13 protein-coding genes are annotated in these 15,349 nt (G+C 63.3%); 7 read left to right on the forward strand and 6 right to left on the reverse strand.

Annotated elements, in window-relative coordinates; all coding sequences use genetic code 11:
• The first annotated feature begins 57 nt into the window (after positions 1 to 57).
• The 3 genes from egtD to ACZ0AJ_RS05795 are packed head-to-tail and all read left to right on the forward strand — an operon-like array spanning position 58 to position 3,187.
• A complete protein-coding gene (gene egtD / locus ACZ0AJ_RS05785; protein WP_499453078.1) occupies positions 58 to 1,026 on the forward strand; it encodes an L-histidine N(alpha)-methyltransferase in 969 nt (322 codons plus the stop codon).
• Entirely contained in the window at positions 1,023 to 2,249 is a 1,227-nt protein-coding gene (gene egtB / locus ACZ0AJ_RS05790; protein ID WP_499453080.1) for an ergothioneine biosynthesis protein EgtB, read from the forward strand. The genes egtD and egtB overlap by 4 nt, the downstream gene beginning before the upstream one ends.
• On the forward strand, positions 2,246 to 3,187 hold the full coding sequence (locus ACZ0AJ_RS05795) for a YihY/virulence factor BrkB family protein (protein ID WP_499454183.1): 942 nt from the start codon (positions 2,246 to 2,248) through the stop codon (positions 3,185 to 3,187). Before egtB ends, ACZ0AJ_RS05795 begins: the two co-directional genes overlap by 4 nt.
• 50 nt (positions 3,188 to 3,237) lie before the next feature.
• Here the strand turns inward: ACZ0AJ_RS05795 and ACZ0AJ_RS05800 are convergent, their stop codons facing one another.
• Positions 3,238 to 4,200 (reverse strand): TerC family protein, encoded by a 963-nt coding sequence (locus ACZ0AJ_RS05800; RefSeq protein WP_499453084.1) that lies wholly within the window; start codon positions 4,198 to 4,200, stop codon positions 3,238 to 3,240.
• 211 nt (positions 4,201 to 4,411) lie between these two features.
• On the opposite strand from ACZ0AJ_RS05800, the gene nhaR reads away from it, so the two are divergent.
• Positions 4,412 to 5,308: a transcriptional activator NhaR gene (nhaR, locus tag ACZ0AJ_RS05805; RefSeq protein WP_499454185.1), complete on the forward strand. Its 897-nt coding sequence runs from the start codon at positions 4,412 to 4,414 to the stop codon at positions 5,306 to 5,308.
• 18 nt (positions 5,309 to 5,326) lie between these two features.
• Here the strand turns inward: nhaR and selD are convergent, their stop codons facing one another.
• The 3 genes from selD to ACZ0AJ_RS05820 all read right to left on the reverse strand — a co-directional run bounded on the left by selD (position 5,327) and on the right by ACZ0AJ_RS05820 (position 9,943).
• A complete protein-coding gene (gene selD, locus ACZ0AJ_RS05810) occupies positions 5,327 to 6,382 on the reverse strand; it encodes a selenide, water dikinase SelD (protein WP_499454187.1) in 1,056 nt (351 codons plus the stop codon).
• A 295-nt stretch (positions 6,383 to 6,677) separates the two neighbouring features.
• Positions 6,678 to 8,231 carry a DEAD/DEAH box helicase gene (locus tag ACZ0AJ_RS05815; RefSeq protein ID WP_499453088.1) on the reverse strand — a complete coding sequence of 518 codons (1,554 nt, stop codon included), beginning with the start codon at positions 8,229 to 8,231 and terminating at the stop codon, positions 6,678 to 6,680.
• Positions 8,232 to 8,620: 389 nt separating this feature from the next.
• A complete protein-coding gene (locus ACZ0AJ_RS05820) occupies positions 8,621 to 9,943 on the reverse strand; it encodes a transglycosylase SLT domain-containing protein (protein ID WP_499453090.1) in 1,323 nt (440 codons plus the stop codon).
• 345 nt (positions 9,944 to 10,288) lie between these two features.
• Between ACZ0AJ_RS05820 and ACZ0AJ_RS05825 the strand changes: the two genes are divergently transcribed.
• Both ACZ0AJ_RS05825 and ACZ0AJ_RS05830 read left to right on the forward strand, forming a co-directional pair.
• Complete coding sequence (locus ACZ0AJ_RS05825; RefSeq protein ID WP_499453092.1) at positions 10,289 to 10,855, forward strand: DUF1415 domain-containing protein; 567 nt, start codon at positions 10,289 to 10,291, stop codon at positions 10,853 to 10,855.
• Entirely contained in the window at positions 10,839 to 11,084 is a 246-nt protein-coding gene (locus ACZ0AJ_RS05830; protein WP_499453094.1) for a DUF1289 domain-containing protein, read from the forward strand. The genes ACZ0AJ_RS05825 and ACZ0AJ_RS05830 overlap by 17 nt, the downstream gene beginning before the upstream one ends.
• Positions 11,085 to 11,102: 18 nt before the next feature.
• On the opposite strand, the gene ACZ0AJ_RS05835 is transcribed toward ACZ0AJ_RS05830, so the two are convergent.
• Positions 11,103 to 11,612, reverse strand: coding sequence for a DUF1993 domain-containing protein (locus ACZ0AJ_RS05835; RefSeq protein WP_183551053.1), 510 nt, complete (start codon positions 11,610 to 11,612; stop codon positions 11,103 to 11,105).
• A gap of 171 nt (positions 11,613 to 11,783) precedes the next feature.
• Between ACZ0AJ_RS05835 and ACZ0AJ_RS05840 the strand changes: the two genes are divergently transcribed.
• Positions 11,784 to 14,924, forward strand: coding sequence for an EAL domain-containing protein (locus tag ACZ0AJ_RS05840; RefSeq protein ID WP_499454190.1), 3,141 nt, complete (start codon positions 11,784 to 11,786; stop codon positions 14,922 to 14,924).
• On the opposite strand, the gene ACZ0AJ_RS05845 is transcribed toward ACZ0AJ_RS05840, so the two are convergent.
• The gene (locus tag ACZ0AJ_RS05845) at positions 14,921 to 15,346 is read right to left on the reverse strand and encodes a thioredoxin family protein (protein ID WP_499456736.1); all 426 of its coding nucleotides are present in this window, start codon (positions 15,344 to 15,346) and stop codon (positions 14,921 to 14,923) included. The two genes, ACZ0AJ_RS05840 and ACZ0AJ_RS05845, sit on opposite strands and share 4 nt — an antisense overlap.
• Positions 15,347 to 15,349: the final 3 nt, after the last annotated feature.

Below are 15,349 nucleotides of genomic sequence, written 5' to 3' on the forward strand. Positions count from 1 at the left end.
GCAAAACTCACAGGCCATCTCGCATGGTGCGTCGTGGCGGCACGAATGATAAACCCTATGCTGACATCCTGTACACCCGAAGACGTCGCGGCGCCCCGTCACAGCGCGCACGAAGCCGACGAACTGCACACCGGTCTGCAGGCGCCAGCCGCCTGGATCTCCCCCAAATACCTGTATGACGCACTTGGCTCGAAATTATTCGAAGCGATCTGCGAACTGCCAGAGTATTACCCAACGCGCACCGAAGCGTCGATCTTTGAGCGCTATGGCGCCGAAATCGCCCGTTCCGCAGGCACCGGCGCGACCCTGATCGATCTCGGCGCCGGTAACTGCGCCAAGGCAGCGGCGCTGTTCCCGCTGTTGCAGCCAGCGCAGTATGTGGCGATCGACATTTCCACCGACTTCGTGCACGACGCCCTGGCGCGCCTGCGCCAGCGGTTCCCGCAAATTGCGATGGAAGCGCTGGGGATGGATTTCTCGTCAAGCTTCGAATTGCCGCCGCAGGTCAATGCCGGCCGGCGCCTGTTCTTTTATCCGGGCTCGTCGATCGGCAACTTCACGCCGGACGAAGCGCAGGGTTTTCTGACGCGTCTGCGCGCGCAGTGCGGCAACGATGGCGGCGTGCTGATCGGCATCGACCTGGCCAAGGATGCCGCCACGCTCGACGCCGCCTACGATGACGCGCTGGGCGTTACCTCGGCCTTTAACCTGAACCTGCTGCGCCACGTGAACCGCCTGATTGACGCCGACTTCGACATCAAGGGCTGGCAGCACCGGGGCGCCTACAACGCGGCCATGGGCCGCATCGAGATGCATCTGGAGGCGCGCAGTGCGCAGACTGTGCACTGGCGCGGTGGCGAGCGCCGCTTCGCGGCCGGCGAGCGCATCCACACCGAGAACAGCTATAAATACCAGCAGGCCGACGCGATCGGACTGCTGGAGCGCTCCGGTTTCGAGGCCACGCACGTCTGGACCGATCCGCACAGCTGGTTTGCCGTCATTCACGCACAGGCGATCGCATCATGAACATGATGCGCGACGACAGCTTGCCACGCGCGTTTGCGCAGGTACGTACCCGTTCCCTGGAACTGGCCGAGGGTTTGTCCGACGAAGACTGCGTCGCGCAGTCGATGCCGGACGCGAGCCCGATGAAATGGCATCTGGCGCACACGACGTGGTTTTTTGAAACCTTTATCCTCGAACCGCGCGAAGCCAACTTTGCGCCGTTTCATCCGGCATTCAGGGTGTTCTTCAACTCGTATTACAACGGCGTGGGCAACAAGCATCCGCGCGCGCAGCGCGGGCTCTTGACGCGACCTGGCATGCGTGTCGTCAGGGACTACCGCGCGAATGTCGACCGCCGTATCGCCGATTTGCTGGCTGGCGGCATCGACGAGACGCTGGCCACGCTGATCGAACTGGGCCTGCAGCACGAACAGCAGCACCAGGAACTGATGCTCACCGACGTCAAGCATTTGCTGGCGCAGAATCCGCTGTACCCGGCGTATGCGACGGACGCCATGGCGCCGTCCTCACCGGCCGAGCCATTGGCCTGGCTCGATTTCGAAGGTGGCCTGGCCGAAGCTGGCTATGGCGGCAAGGGCTTTTGCTTCGACAACGAATTGCCGCGCCACCGCACCTATGTCGCGCCGTTTGCGCTGGCCTCGCGCCTGGTGACCAACGGCGAATTCCGCGCGTTCATCGAGGCCGGCGGTTACCGCGATCCGGCGTTGTGGCTGGCCGAAGGCTGGGACCGCGTCAACAGTGGCGAGATCACCCAGCCGCTGTACTGGGTGGAGCAAGCGGATGGCTGGTACGAATTCACGCTGCACGGCCTGCAACCGCTCGACCCCGAGCGGCCCGTCACGCACATCTCGATGTACGAGGCGGATGCCTTTGCCCGCTGGTCGGGAGCGCGCCTGCCGACCGAATTTGAATGGGAATTTGCGGCGCGCCAGGCCTGCCTGGGCAGCGGCCCGGCGCATCATCCGGATGCTGCCAGCGGCGCCGGCTTGCAACAGATGTTCGGCGCCTGCTGGCAATGGACCAGCAGCAGCTACGCCCCGTATCCCGGCTTCGCACCGGCCCCGGGCGCGATCGGTGAATACAACGGCAAGTTCATGATCAACCAGTATGTCTTGCGCGGCTCGTCCTGCGCCACGCCGGGCGGTCACGCACGGCCCAGCTACCGCAACTTCTTCCCGACAGGCGCGCGCTGGCAATTTTCCGGCATTCGCCTCGCCCGATGAGTCGTCGGCGTGACTGGACGGCGCGCCTGAAAGATCAGCGCGCCAATGTCTACATCCTGAATCATCCGCTCAAGTTCACGCTGCAAGTCCTGAAGGGGTTCCGCGCCAACCAGGGCTTGCTCCTGGCGGGCGCCGTGGCCTATTACGCGCTGCTGTCGATCGTGCCGTTTTTGATGCTGGTGATGGTGGTGCTGTCGCACTTCATCAACCCGGCCGAGTTGCTGGAAACGCTCAGCCGCTACCTGCAATTGCTGGTGCCGGGGCAGTCGGCGCCCATCGTGGCCGAGGTGGCGCACTTCCTGGACGACCGGCAACTCATCACCTGGGTACTGGCGGTGACGATGCTGTTCTTCAGTTCGCTTGCCTTCACGGTGCTGGAAAACGCGATGAGCGTGATCTTCGTGCACCGCGTGGCGATCCGGCGCCGGCATTACCTGGTGTCAGCCGTGCTGCCGTACTGCTACATCCTCGCGCTGGGCGTGGGCATCATGGTCGTCACGCTCGTGGCGGGCGCGCTGCAGGTCATGGGGCGCGAAAGCGTGTGGCTGTTCAACTATGAATGGTCGCTGAACGGCGTGTCCGGTGCGCTGCTGTATCTGCTGGGGCTGATCGGCGAGATTCTCGTGCTCACGTCGATCTACCTGGTGATGCCGGTGGGCCGGCTGTCGATCTGGCATGCCGCCATCGGTGGCGTGACGGCAGCGCTGCTGTGGGAAGCGGCGCGTCACATTCTGGTCTGGTATTTTTCGACGCTGTCGCAGGTGAACCTGGTGTATGGCTCGATGACGACTGCCATCGTCGTCATGTTTTCGCTCGAGATCGCAGCCACGCTGCTGCTCCTGGGCGCGCAGGTAATCGCGGAGTACGAGCGGGTCGGCCTGGTGCCCGACGATACGGCGCAAGACCCAATGACAACGGCGCCAGACGCAGCCCGGTAAGTTCCGGGTGCTCCTGGCGCCATTGGGGGCGCTACTGGCCAGCGACTAGCTTACTTGTCGTCCTTCTTGGTGATGAACACGCTGGCGATACAGCTACCGGCGATCAGCACAGCCACGACGGTCAGCGAAGCCTGCACTGGCACGTGGTACCACGGCATGATCAGCATCTTGACACCGATGAAGGTCAGGACCATTGCCAGGCCATACTTGAGCAGGTGGAAGCGGTCAGCCACGTCCACCAGCAGGAAGTACAGCGCACGCAAACCCAGGATTGCAAACATGTTCGACGTGAACACGATGAACGGATCGGTCGTGATCGCGAAGATGGCCGGGATCGAGTCGACCGCGAACACCAGGTCGGTCACTTCGATCAGGATCAGCACCAGGAACAGCGGGGTGACATAGCGCACGCCGTTGATCCGCACAAAGAACTTCTCGCCATGGTCGCCTTCGGACACTTTCAGGTGTTTGCGGGCAAACTTCAGGATCGGGTTGTTGACCACGTCTGGTTCTGCATCGACGGCTACCAGCATGCGGATACCCGTGAACAGCAGGAACGCGCCGAACAGGTACAGCACCCAGCTGAATTCACTCACGACCCACGCACCGGCGCTGATCATGATGGCGCGCATGATGATCGCACCGAGCACACCGTAGATCAGGACACGGCGCTGGTACTGCTGCGGCACCTGGAACGCGGTAAAGATCAGCAGGAACACGAACACGTTATCGACCGACAGCGCTTTCTCGATCAGGTAACCGGAGAAGAACTCCAGCGCTTTCTGGTCCGCGATTTCCGAGCCGACGCTGCCTTTCAGATACCACCAGAGGCCGGCATTGAACAGCAGGGCCATGCTGACCCAGACCAGCGACCAGATACCCGCTTCCTTGACGCTGACCTTGTGCGCCTTGTTACCGCCAAAGACGAACAGGTCGAGCGCCAGCATCACCAGCACGAAGCCGACGAAGCCAGCCCACATCATGGGGCTTGCAATGGTTTCCAGACCGTTCATGGGTTGCTCCCTTCATGGCGCAGCGAGTGCAGCCGGTTGTCCTGCGCCCGTGCGCAGGAATGGTGGACAGGATGTGTCATTGGTATGGCACCTATAGTTTGTGGTGAGGACTCGACTATAGGGGACCGTGAAGCATCGTACAAATCGAATATAATTTCATATAACATCGAATTTAACGATGTATTGAACAGTCCATGTTATTGGAGAGACCATGTCCGCGCTGAACTACAAGCACCTGCGTTACTTCTGGATGGTGGCCAAGACCGGCAGCATCGCCAAGGCCGCCTCGCAACTGAACCTGACGCCCCATTCGATCTCCGGGCAATTGTCCGAATTTGCCGATGTGTTGGGTGTGGCGCTGTTTCGCAAGTCCGGTCGCAGCCTCGAGCTGACCGACACGGGCCGCCGCATCGTCAGCTATGCCGAGACGATCTTCAGCACCGGCGATGAACTCCTCGAACTGGTGCGCGACAAAAGCTTTGCGACGATGTCGTTTCGGATTGGCTGCGCCGATTCGGTGTCGAAACTCATTGCCTGCCAGCTGGTGGAGCCGGCGTTGAAGCTGAAGGAGCCGGTGCGGCTGATCTGCCGCGAAGGGCGCCTTGACAGCCTGATCGGCGACCTCGCCGTGCACCGGCTCGACCTGGTCATTGCCGACCGGCCGATCCCCGGGCATTTCAGCGTGCGCGCCTATAACCACCTGCTGGGCCAGAGTCCGATGACGGCACTGTGCACGCAGGCGCTGGCGGCCACGTTCGACCAGCCGTTCCCGGCCTGCCTGCACAATGCGCCGATGTTATTGCCGGGCGAGGATTTCGCGATCCACCAGCGCCTGTTGCGCTGGCTGGAGCAGGCCGAGGTGCATCCGCACATCGTCGGCGAATTCGACGACAGCGCGATGATGAATGCCTTCGGCCAGTCAGGGGCAGGGGTGTTCTTCGTGCCGACGGTGATTGCGGCGCAGGTCAGCCAGCAATACCAGGTGGTGGCGCTGGGCCAGATCGATGGGGTGGTGGAGCAGGTGTATGCGATCACCACCGAGCGCCGGATGAGTCATCCGGCCACGGTGGCGATCAGTACGCTGGCGCGCGACAAGCTGTTCGTTTGATGCGCGCCATGGCTGTCGTTACGGCTTGACGCTGATGCCCGGCACGCCGGCAGCCATGTGGCCAATGATCGCCGCGTCGGCAAAGCCTTCACGCGCGAACAGCGCCAGCACCTCGTCGGCAGCTGCCGGGTCGCACGCCACCAGCAGGCCGCCCGAGGTCTGTGGATCGGTCAGCAGCGCGCGCTGCTCGGGCAGGATCGCCACGTCGAGCTGCACGTCCTTGCCATACGCTTCCCAGTTGCGCCCGGATGCACCCGTGAAATAGCCGTCCTGCGCCAGTTGCAGCACGCCCGGCAGCAGCGGAATGTTCGGCATGTCCAGCGTGGCATGCAGCTTTGCGCCCCGCGACAGTTCGAGCAGGTGACCCAGGAGGCCAAAGCCGGTGACGTCGGTCAGCGCGTGCACGCCCGGCATGTCGGCCAGCAGGCGCCCGGGCTTGTTCAGTTTGGTCGTGTTGGCGATCATCGCTGCATAGCCGTCAGCGCCCAGCTTGTCTTTCTTGAGCGCGGCCGACAGCACGCCCACGCCCAGCGGCTTGCCGAGGATGAGCACGTCGCCATCGCGGGCATCGGCATTGCGTTTGACTTTCGATGGATGCACGAGGCCCAGTACCACCAGGCCATAGATCGGCTCGACCGAATCGATCGTGTGGCCGCCCGCAATCGGAATGCCCGCTTCGGCGCAAATCGACTCGCCGCCGCGCAGGATCTGGCCGATCGTGTCGAGCGGCAGCTTGTTGATCGGCATGCCGACCAGCGCCAGCGCCATGATCGGCGTGCCGCCCATCGCATACACGTCCGAGATCGCATTGGTGGCGGCGATACGGCCGAAGTCGAACGGGTCGTCGACGATCGGCATGAAGAAATCGGTGGTGGCGATCAGGGCCTGTTCATCGTTGAGCTTGTAGACCGCGGCGTCGTCGGCCGTCTCGATGCCAACCATCAATTCCTTGGGCACGGGGAAGCCATGCGACGACTTCAGGATCTCGGCCAGCACGCCGGGCGCGATCTTGCAGCCGCAGCCGCCGCCGTGCGAGAACGAAGTGAGTTTGATGGGTTGGTCGCTGGTGCTCATGGGATGTCCGGTAATCGTTGATCGTCTTGGATTATCCACCATGTGGCGTGGACGTGCATGGCATACGGGCCAATACACCTGTGAGGCCCACGAAAAATACCTGTCGGCGTAGGGTGGGCGGGTTTCCCGCCCACGCGTTCAACACGTCTTGGCATACCGCCGAGCGACCATTCGCTTGAACGCGTGGACGGCATAGCCGTCCACCCTACGTCATGCCAAGTTGGTTCGAACGCGCGGACGGCGGGCATAAAAAAACGGCTGCCGAAGCAGCCGTTTCTTGATTCACGCAGGGTGATTACTCGCCGAACGAACGACGCACGCCGTCGGCCGAACGTGGGTGGGCACCCTTGTAGCCGCCTTCGCGACGGGCCGGCTGGCCTTCACGCGGGGCGCTGAAACGGTTGCCGTCACGTGGCGCGCTTGGTGCACGTGGTGCGGCGCCTGGTGCGCGGGCCGGGCCGGCTTCACGCGGGCCACGGTCAGCGTAACGGCTTTCCGACGGGGCGCCACGGGCGCCGCTCGGTGCGCGGTCGGCATAGCCTTCACGCGCGCCGGATGGCTTCGAGAAACCGCGCGATGCCGGCTTGGCCGACGGGCTGCGGCCGTCGCCTGGCTTCCAGCCGGCGCGGGCTGGTGCTGCAGCGCGCTTTGGCTCGAAACCTTCGACGACAGCGACCGGGATCGGCTGGCGCGTGAAGCGCTCGATGCGGCGCACGTTCATGCTTTCGGCGTGGTTCACCAGCGAGACGGCGACACCGTTACGGCCAGCGCGACCGGTACGGCCGATGCGGTGGACGTAGTCTTCCGGGAACTTCGGCAGGTCGTAGTTGACGACGTGGGTGATGCTTGGCACGTCGATGCCGCGCGCGGCGACGTCGGTTGCGACCAGCACCTTGATGCTGCCACGACGCATGCTGTCCAGCGTGCGGTTACGCGCGCCTTGGTGCATGTCGCCATGCAGTGCGGCAGCAGCGAAACCGGCGATGTTCAGGCGGTCGGCGATCGTATCGGCGTCACGCTTGGTGGCGGTGAAGACCACGGCCTGGTCCATCGATTCGTCGCGCAGCAGGTGGTCCAGCAGGCGATTCTTGTGCGACAGGTCGTCGACGAAGTGAACGCGCTGCGAGATGTTCTCGTGGCGGTTGGTCGCGCTGGCGATCTGGATCGTCATCGGATCGGTCGTGATGCGACGCGCCATGTTGCCGACGACGCCATCCAGCGTGGCCGAGAACAGCATGGTTTGACGGGCCGATGGGGTCGCGGCAACGATTTTCTCGATGTCGTCGATGAAACCCATGTCCAGCATGCGGTCAGCTTCGTCAAGCACGAGGATTTCGAGCTGCGAGAAGTCGATCTTGCCCGATTCCATGTGGTCGATCAGGCGGCCTGGGGTGGCAACCAGAATTTCAGGATTTTTGGCCAGCAGTTGCATCTGTTTCGGGTACGGCATGCCGCCCAGGATCGAGACGCAGCGCAGGCGGCGCATGTGCGCCGTGTACTGTTCGGTGGCAGCCGAGACTTGCAGGGCCAGTTCGCGGGTCGGGGTCAGCACCAGCATTTTTGGCTGGGCAGCCTTGAAACGGACGCGCTCGCCTTTGGCGCGGGCAGCCTGGGCTTCTTGCGCAGCGGTCTTGCTGGCTGGCGTTTCTTCAGCGTTGGCCAGCTTGTTCAGTGCTGGCAGCATGAAGGCGGCAGTCTTGCCCGAACCGGTTTGCGACGAGACCAGCAGGTCGCGGCCGGCGATGGCGGCAGGAATGGCTTGCGCCTGGACTGGCGTAGGGGTGGTGTAACCGGTATCGGCAACAGCCTGGACGAGGGACGCGTGGAGGCCTAGGGCTTCAAAACTCATGTGATCTGTACTTTCGGAATAAATCAAATACGCTCGCACGGATGGCGCGAACGAAAAAATGCAACGCGAACCAACAAACGAAATGACTCAGAATGAAAGAAATTTCGGCACAAAAGCTTTGCGCCGGGACGGTGTCTGAAAGCGACACACAGGGCGGGAGGGCTTTAGAAAGGCGCTCTAATGAGCTGCCTGGGGTTTGCGGTGCTGCTTGGATGACTGCCTTGCTGCTGCCGCATCTGGATGTTTTCAGAAACGGGCGCGATGTCGCAGTGCACAAACCGAACTATACAGGTTTTTCGGCCTTCGTGCACGGACCCTTTGAAAATCGTATAACTGGCTGCGTGCGAAACAGCGGCCAGCACCCCCGTGGCGGGGATGCTGGCCAAGGATCAGCGCTGCTTGCGCTTGGACGACGTATTGCGGGAAATGCGCTTGCTGTCCTTGCTCACGCCAGCCTTGGTCTTGAACCGGCTGGTGGTGCGCTTGACGATGCCACGGTCGGCTTCGAACGCGACGACGGCGTTGTCGATGATGTTCTCGGCAATGTCGCCATGGCTCGAGGTCGAGATTTTCGGCACCAGGATCGTCGAGCCCACTTTCAGGAGCGACTGCGCCGGGATGTTGTTGGCCTGGCGGATGACTTCTGGTGTGGTGCCGAACTTCGAGGCCAGCGAAGCGATGCTCACGCGCGCACCGGTGATCTTGTGCGTGGTCCAGGTGGACAGCGCCTGGCCCCATTGCGCGAGGTTCAGGTGGAATTTCTCGGCGTTTTCTTTCGGCAGCAGGATCTGGGTCTGGGCGCCGCCGATGATGACCGGTTTCTTGAACTGCGGATTGAGCGCCTTGAATTCGTCGAGCGACATCTCGGCCAGCTGGGCGGCAACTGCCAGATCGATGTCACTGGTCTTGTCGACCGTGGTGAAATACGGCTGGTTGTCGATGGCTGGCAGCACGACGCCATAGTTGCCCGGATTGGCGATCACGTTCTTGACCGCCTGCAGCTTTGGCACGTAGTTGCGCGTTTCTGCTGGCATCAGGTCGGCCAGACTTTCGAAATCGGTCGGCTTGCCTTCGGCCTGGTTTTTCTTGATGGCGCGCTGCACATTGCCTTCGCCCCAGTTATACGCAGCCAGGGCCAGCGGCCAGTCGCCGAACATCGTGTACAGGCGCTGCAGGTAGTTCAGCGCTGCATCGGTGGACGCCACAACGCCGCGCCGCTCATCCTTGAACATGTTCTGCTTGAGGTCGAAATCCTTGCCCGTGCCCGGCACGAACTGCCACAGGCCGGCAGCGTTCGCGCTCGACATGGCTTGCGGGTTGAAAGCCGATTCGATCACCGGCAGCAGTGCCAGCTCGGTCGGCATGCCGCGCTTTTCGAGCTCGGACACCACGTGGTAGAGGTAAGGGGAGGCGCGGCCGGAGATGCGTGACAGCGTGGCGGGGTGATTGGCGTAGGCCTGGGTATGACGGGTGACGAGCGCGTTGTTCAGATCGGGAATCGCGTAGCCGCTGCGGATGCGGCCCCAGACGTCGGTTTCGCGGTATTCATCGAGTTTGGTCTGGACTTGCGAGGGTGCTGCGGTGGTGCGGCTGCCGATTGCGGCAGACTGGACTGTGGGCAGCGAGGCTGCGTCCATGGCGAAACTGAGGGGTGACGCGGCCAGGAAGGCCAATGCAGCCAGTGCGAAGGTAGGACGTTTCGTGTTGTGCATAGCTTTCCAGTGTTGCGTTCAGGAACGAACGGACCGAGGACAAGGAGGCATAGTACGTAGGGATTGTCGAGCGCGTCAAGATGTATGACGCCTTCGTTACAATAAAAATGCCCTCTAGAATCGCGTACGTTGACATCATGAACACAGAAGATGCCATCAGGATCATCGAAATTAATGAACCGCTGGTATTTTTGGTCAGCAGCACCAAGATTTGGCGGCGTTATCCACTGCGCATACGACCGCATCGGGCCAACCTTACCCCCGGGGCGGGGTCGATCTATGAGCACACGCAAAGAGTGCGTACAATCCGGCTTTTGCAGTCTGCATTGCTATTGAAAGTCTTCTATGAGCACTCCCAACCTCAACGCCGACGATGACGCCATCATCGGCGCGACCCGCAACTGGCTCGAACGCGCGGTAATCGGCCTGAATCTGTGCCCGTTTGCCAAGGCCGTGTACGTCAAGGAGCAGGTGCGCTATGTCGTTGCCACCGCGACCACGCCCGAGCAATTGCTTGAAACGTTAATGGACGAGCTGCAGCACCTGTCCGACACCGATGCCGCCAGGATCGACACCACGCTGATCATTCACCCGTTCGTGCTGGGCGATTTCGAGGATTACAACGAGTTTTTGGACGTGGCCGATGCCGCGCTCGAGGACATGCAGCTGGATGGCGAGCTGCAGGTCGCCAGCTTCCATCCCTTATATCAGTTTGCCGACACCGACATCAACGATATCTCGAATTACACGAACCGCGCGCCATACCCGATCCTGCACTTGCTGCGCGAAGAGAGCATCGAGCGCGCGGTGGCAGCCTTCCCGCAGGCGGAAGACATCTTCGAAAAGAATATCGAGACGATGGAACAGCTTGGACACGACGGTTGGGACAAGCTCCATGTCGGACCAGCGTGAAGCGGGCGGGGCCAGCCCTGCATCAGTAACACCGGTAACACCCGGAACCCCGGCCGGCCGGCCGGACACGCCGTGCGTGGCGGTATGCTCGACCACCTTCGACGAAGTCTGCCGCGGCTGCGGCCGCACTGTGGCCGAGGTCGCCCACTGGGTGTCGATGAGCGCCGACGCCAAGGAGCTCGTCTGGCAGCGCATCCTGGCGCAGGGTTACCCGCGCCGGAACAAGTAACCGCGGCCTGCCGCTTATTTAATAGCTGCCGATAAAGTCGCGCTTGCCGATCGGCACGCCGTTGTGGCGCAGGATCGCGTACGCGGTCGTCACGTGGAAGCAGAACTGCGGCATCGCGAAGTGGGTCAGGTAGACCGCGCCGGTGTCGAAGTGGCGTGCGCGTTCGCCGCTGCCATGGGTGATCGGGCGGGTTGCGCCGGCGTCGATGTCCGCTTGCTCCAGGCTGTCCAGGAAACCGACGGTACGCGTGATGCGCTGCTGCAGTTCGGTGAAGGTGCGCTCGCCGTCTTCATAGCGCGGCGATTCGATGCCGGCCAGGCGCGCCCCGGCGCCTTTGGCGAAATCCGTGGCGAGCTGGATCTGGCGCGCCAGCGGGAACATGTCGGGAAACAGCCGGGCCTGTAGCAGGGCATCCGGTTCGATGCGCCGCTCCAGCGCATGGGCCTCGGCTTTTTCGAGCACGCCGGCCAGGGCGTCGAGCAATTGGCGAAACACCGGCACCGAAGCGGCGTACAGGGAATGACTCATCAGATTCTCCTCGATTGGAAACGCGTTCATGACAATCCATCATAGCAAGTCTGGTCGCGCGTTGCCGACGGTTGGTTATGCGCCGTTAGCTAGTGACGCTTAGCAAGCGACGGCGCATAATCGCGTTTTTTACACCAAATCAGTAAAACCAGCGCCAGCGGCGCCAACGCCATGTCCACATCGTCATCCGCCACTCCCACCATCCTGTCGCGCCTGGGCAGCCTGTATGGCCGCTCGCTGTACCGCGCCTTGTTGCTGGTGGTGTTCGTCGGGCTGGCGGGGCCGGCGGCCGTGGGCAGTTATCTTCTGATCGGGGTGCAGGAGCGCGCTGCGGTTGCCGCGGCGCTCGACGACTCCCTGCAGCGCAATGCAGAGATCCTCGCGCTCGGCGTGCAGGAGCCGCTCTGGAACCTGGACCCCGACACGGCGCGGCCGCTGCTCGATGCGATGCTGCGCGATCCGGCCGTCGTCATGGTTGAGCTGCATGGTCCGCAGGGCGAGGTCGTGCTGCGGGTGCGCTCGCCCACGCGTCCCCTTGGCCGTGTGCTCAGCGCCGAACGGCCGGTCGTGGTGCGTGGCGAGACGATCGGCACCGTGCGTCTCGAGATGGACGACTACCGCAGCCAGCAGGAGCTGCGCCGCAAGCAGCGCAACTACGCGCTGGTGGTCGTGGGGCAGGTTGCCGTTTCGCTGCTGCTGATCGCGCTGCTGCTGCGGCGCCGGCTGCTCTCGCCGCTGCGCCGCCTGATGGGTTTTTCCGACCGGCTGGCGCGCGCCGACTTCGATACGCCGCTGGCACTGTCAGCGGCCGACGAGCTGGGGCGTCTGGGCCGGCAGATGGAGCACATGCGCCTGGCCATTCGCGATCTGTTCGCCGATATCGCGCGGCGTGAAGAGCAATTTCGCAGCATCGTGAATCAGGTCCCCGGCGCCGTGTTTCGCGTGCGCGCCGGCGGGGCCATCGAATTCGTGAGTGATGCGATCGAAGACATCACCGGCCACTCGGCAGAGCATCTGATGCGCGCCACGACCGACGACTGGAGCGATATCGTGCATCCGGAAGACCGGCGCAGGTACAGCCACACGGTGCGCCACGCCGCGCGTGTTGGCGATGCGTATCAGCTGGAATACCGGATCATCGATGCCCACGGCGTGGAGCGCTGGGTGCAGGAAAGCGGCCAGCCGCAGGGATTATCGGGCGTGGCCGCGCTGGACGGCGCAGTGCGGATCGATGGCATCATCTCGGATATCAGCGAGCGCAAGCACAACGAGATGCGCATCGAAGCGCTGCTCACCGAGCAGGGCGCGATCCTCGACAACGTGATGTTCGGCGTGCTGTTCGTGCGCCAGCGCCGCATCGTCTCGAGCAACCGGCGGGGCGAAACGCTGTTCGGCTATGACGAGGGCCAGATGGTCGGCCAGTCGACCGAGATTCTGTACCCCACGCGGGAGGATTACGAGCAGACCGCCATGACGCAATACCCGCTGCTGGCGCGGCGCATGGACCTGGGCGAGGAGCACCAGCTGCGCCATCGCGACGGCAGCCTGTTCTGGTGCCTGGTGAGCGGTTCGGCGCTCGACCCGGCGTACCCGGACGAAGGCAGCATCTGGGTGTTCGCCGACATCACCGAGCGCAAGCTGGCCGAAGAAAAGCTGCGCCTGTCGGCCACGGTGCTCGAGCACATCGCCGATGGCGTGATGGTGCTGGACGTGTCGGGCCGGATCGTCGCCGTCAACCCGGCCTTCACCTGCATCACCGGCTACAGCGAAGAAGAGGCGGTGGGGCGCGAGTCGAGCATGATGCGTGGGCGGCTCCAGGACGACGCCTTCTATCACAAGCTGTGGCGCGAGCTGGACGAGACGGGCTTCTGGCGGGGCGAGATCTGGGACACGCGCCGCGATGGCGAAGCGTATCTGGAGTCACTGACCGTCACCGCAGTGCGGGGCGACGCCGGCGCGATCACGCATTATGTGTCGGTCTTCAGCGACATCACGCGCGCGCGCGAATCGCAGAACCAGCTCGATCACCTGGCGCACCACGATCCCCTGACCGCGCTGCCTAACCGCCTGCTGTACCACGACCGCCTGCGCCACGCGATGACGCGCGCGCAGCGTGACGGCCAGCAGCTCGCGGTGCTGTTCATCGACCTCGATCGCTTCAAGAACGTCAACGACACGCTGGGGCACCACGTCGGCGACGAACTGCTCAAGCAGGCCGCCAGCGCGCTGGCCCGCTGTCTGCGCGAAGGCGACACGCTGGCGCGCCTGGGCGGCGACGAATTCATCGTGCTGCTCGAGGATATCGGCGGCGTCGCCGGCGCGACCCGCGTGGCGGCCAAGCTGATTGCGATGTTCGAGCAGCCGTTCATGGTGTCCGGCTACGAGCTGTTTGTCACCGGCAGCGTGGGCATCAGCCTGTATCCGCAGGACGCGCAGGACATGCACATGTTGATCCGCAATGCTGACGTGGCAATGTACCAGGCCAAGGCGCGCGGGCGCAACGGCTACCAGTTCTATGCGGCGTCGATGAGTGGCGACGGCGTCGAGCGCCTGCGCATGGAAGGCCTGCTGCGCCGCGCGATCGACAAGAACGAGATCTATCTGGCGTATCAGCCGCAGGTCGAGATGGACACCGGCCGCCTGACGGGCGTCGAAGCGCTGGTGCGCTGGCACAGTGCCGAGTTGGGCCAGATCGGCCCGTGTCAATTCATCCCGCTGGCCGAAGACACCGGCTTTATCGGCCAGCTTGGCCAGTGGGTGCTGCAGGAAGCGTGCCGTCAGATGGTGGCGTGGGAAGCGCAGGGTTTGACCATGCCGAAGATCGCCGTGAACCTGTCGGTGCGCCAGTTCGAGCGCGGCGGCATGGCGGCGATCGTCACCGAGGTGCTGGAATCGACTGGCCTCGCGCCGCATCGCCTGCAGCTGGAAGTGACCGAGTCGATCATCATGAATACGGGCGACGCGCTGCAATACGTGAAGGACCTGCATGCGATCGGCGTGGGGCTGGCGATCGACGACTTCGGCACCGGCTATTCTTCGCTGGCGTACCTGAAGCAGTTACCGGTGCACACGCTCAAGATCGACCGCAGCTTCATCAAGGATATCTCGCAGGGACCGGACGACGAGGCCATCGCGGTTGCCATCATCCAGCTTGGCAAGAGCATGAACCTGTCGGTGATTGCTGAAGGTGTCGAGCGCGCGGATCAGGCGGCGTTCTTGCTGCGCCATGGGTGCAATCTGGCGCAGGGGTATTTGTATGGGAAGCCGGTGGCGGCGGGTGAGATTCTGGCGCGCTGGGGCGGGCAGGTTTAGTTGGCGCCGCCCAGCAGCAGCCGCAGATTGCAGTCGCGCTGCCATTCGCGGCGCTCATCGCTCGATTGCGCCAGGCGCGCCAGTTCGGCCGGCGCGATCTCGGCCTGGGCCTGGATCAGGCGATCGGCCACGCCGCCATCGGGCACCATCGTGCCGAAGAACGCCACGGTGTCGCCGCGCTGCAGCAGCAGCGTCGGGAAGTTGTCGACATCAAGGTCGCCGACCAGGGCGGCCTGGTCTTCGATGTCGATCCAGATGAAGTGCTTGTCCGGGTGGCGCGCGGCCAAGTTCTCGAACGTGGCGCGGTAGGTCGCGCAGGTGCCGCACCAGGCGGCGCACAGGCAGGCGACCGTCCAGGCGTCGTCATGGACGGCGGCGACGGCGGCGTCGAGGGTCGAAGAATCGAGGGTCAGGCTATGCATGGA

The sequence above is a fragment of the Telluria sp. AC161 genome, from assembly GCF_979258535.1.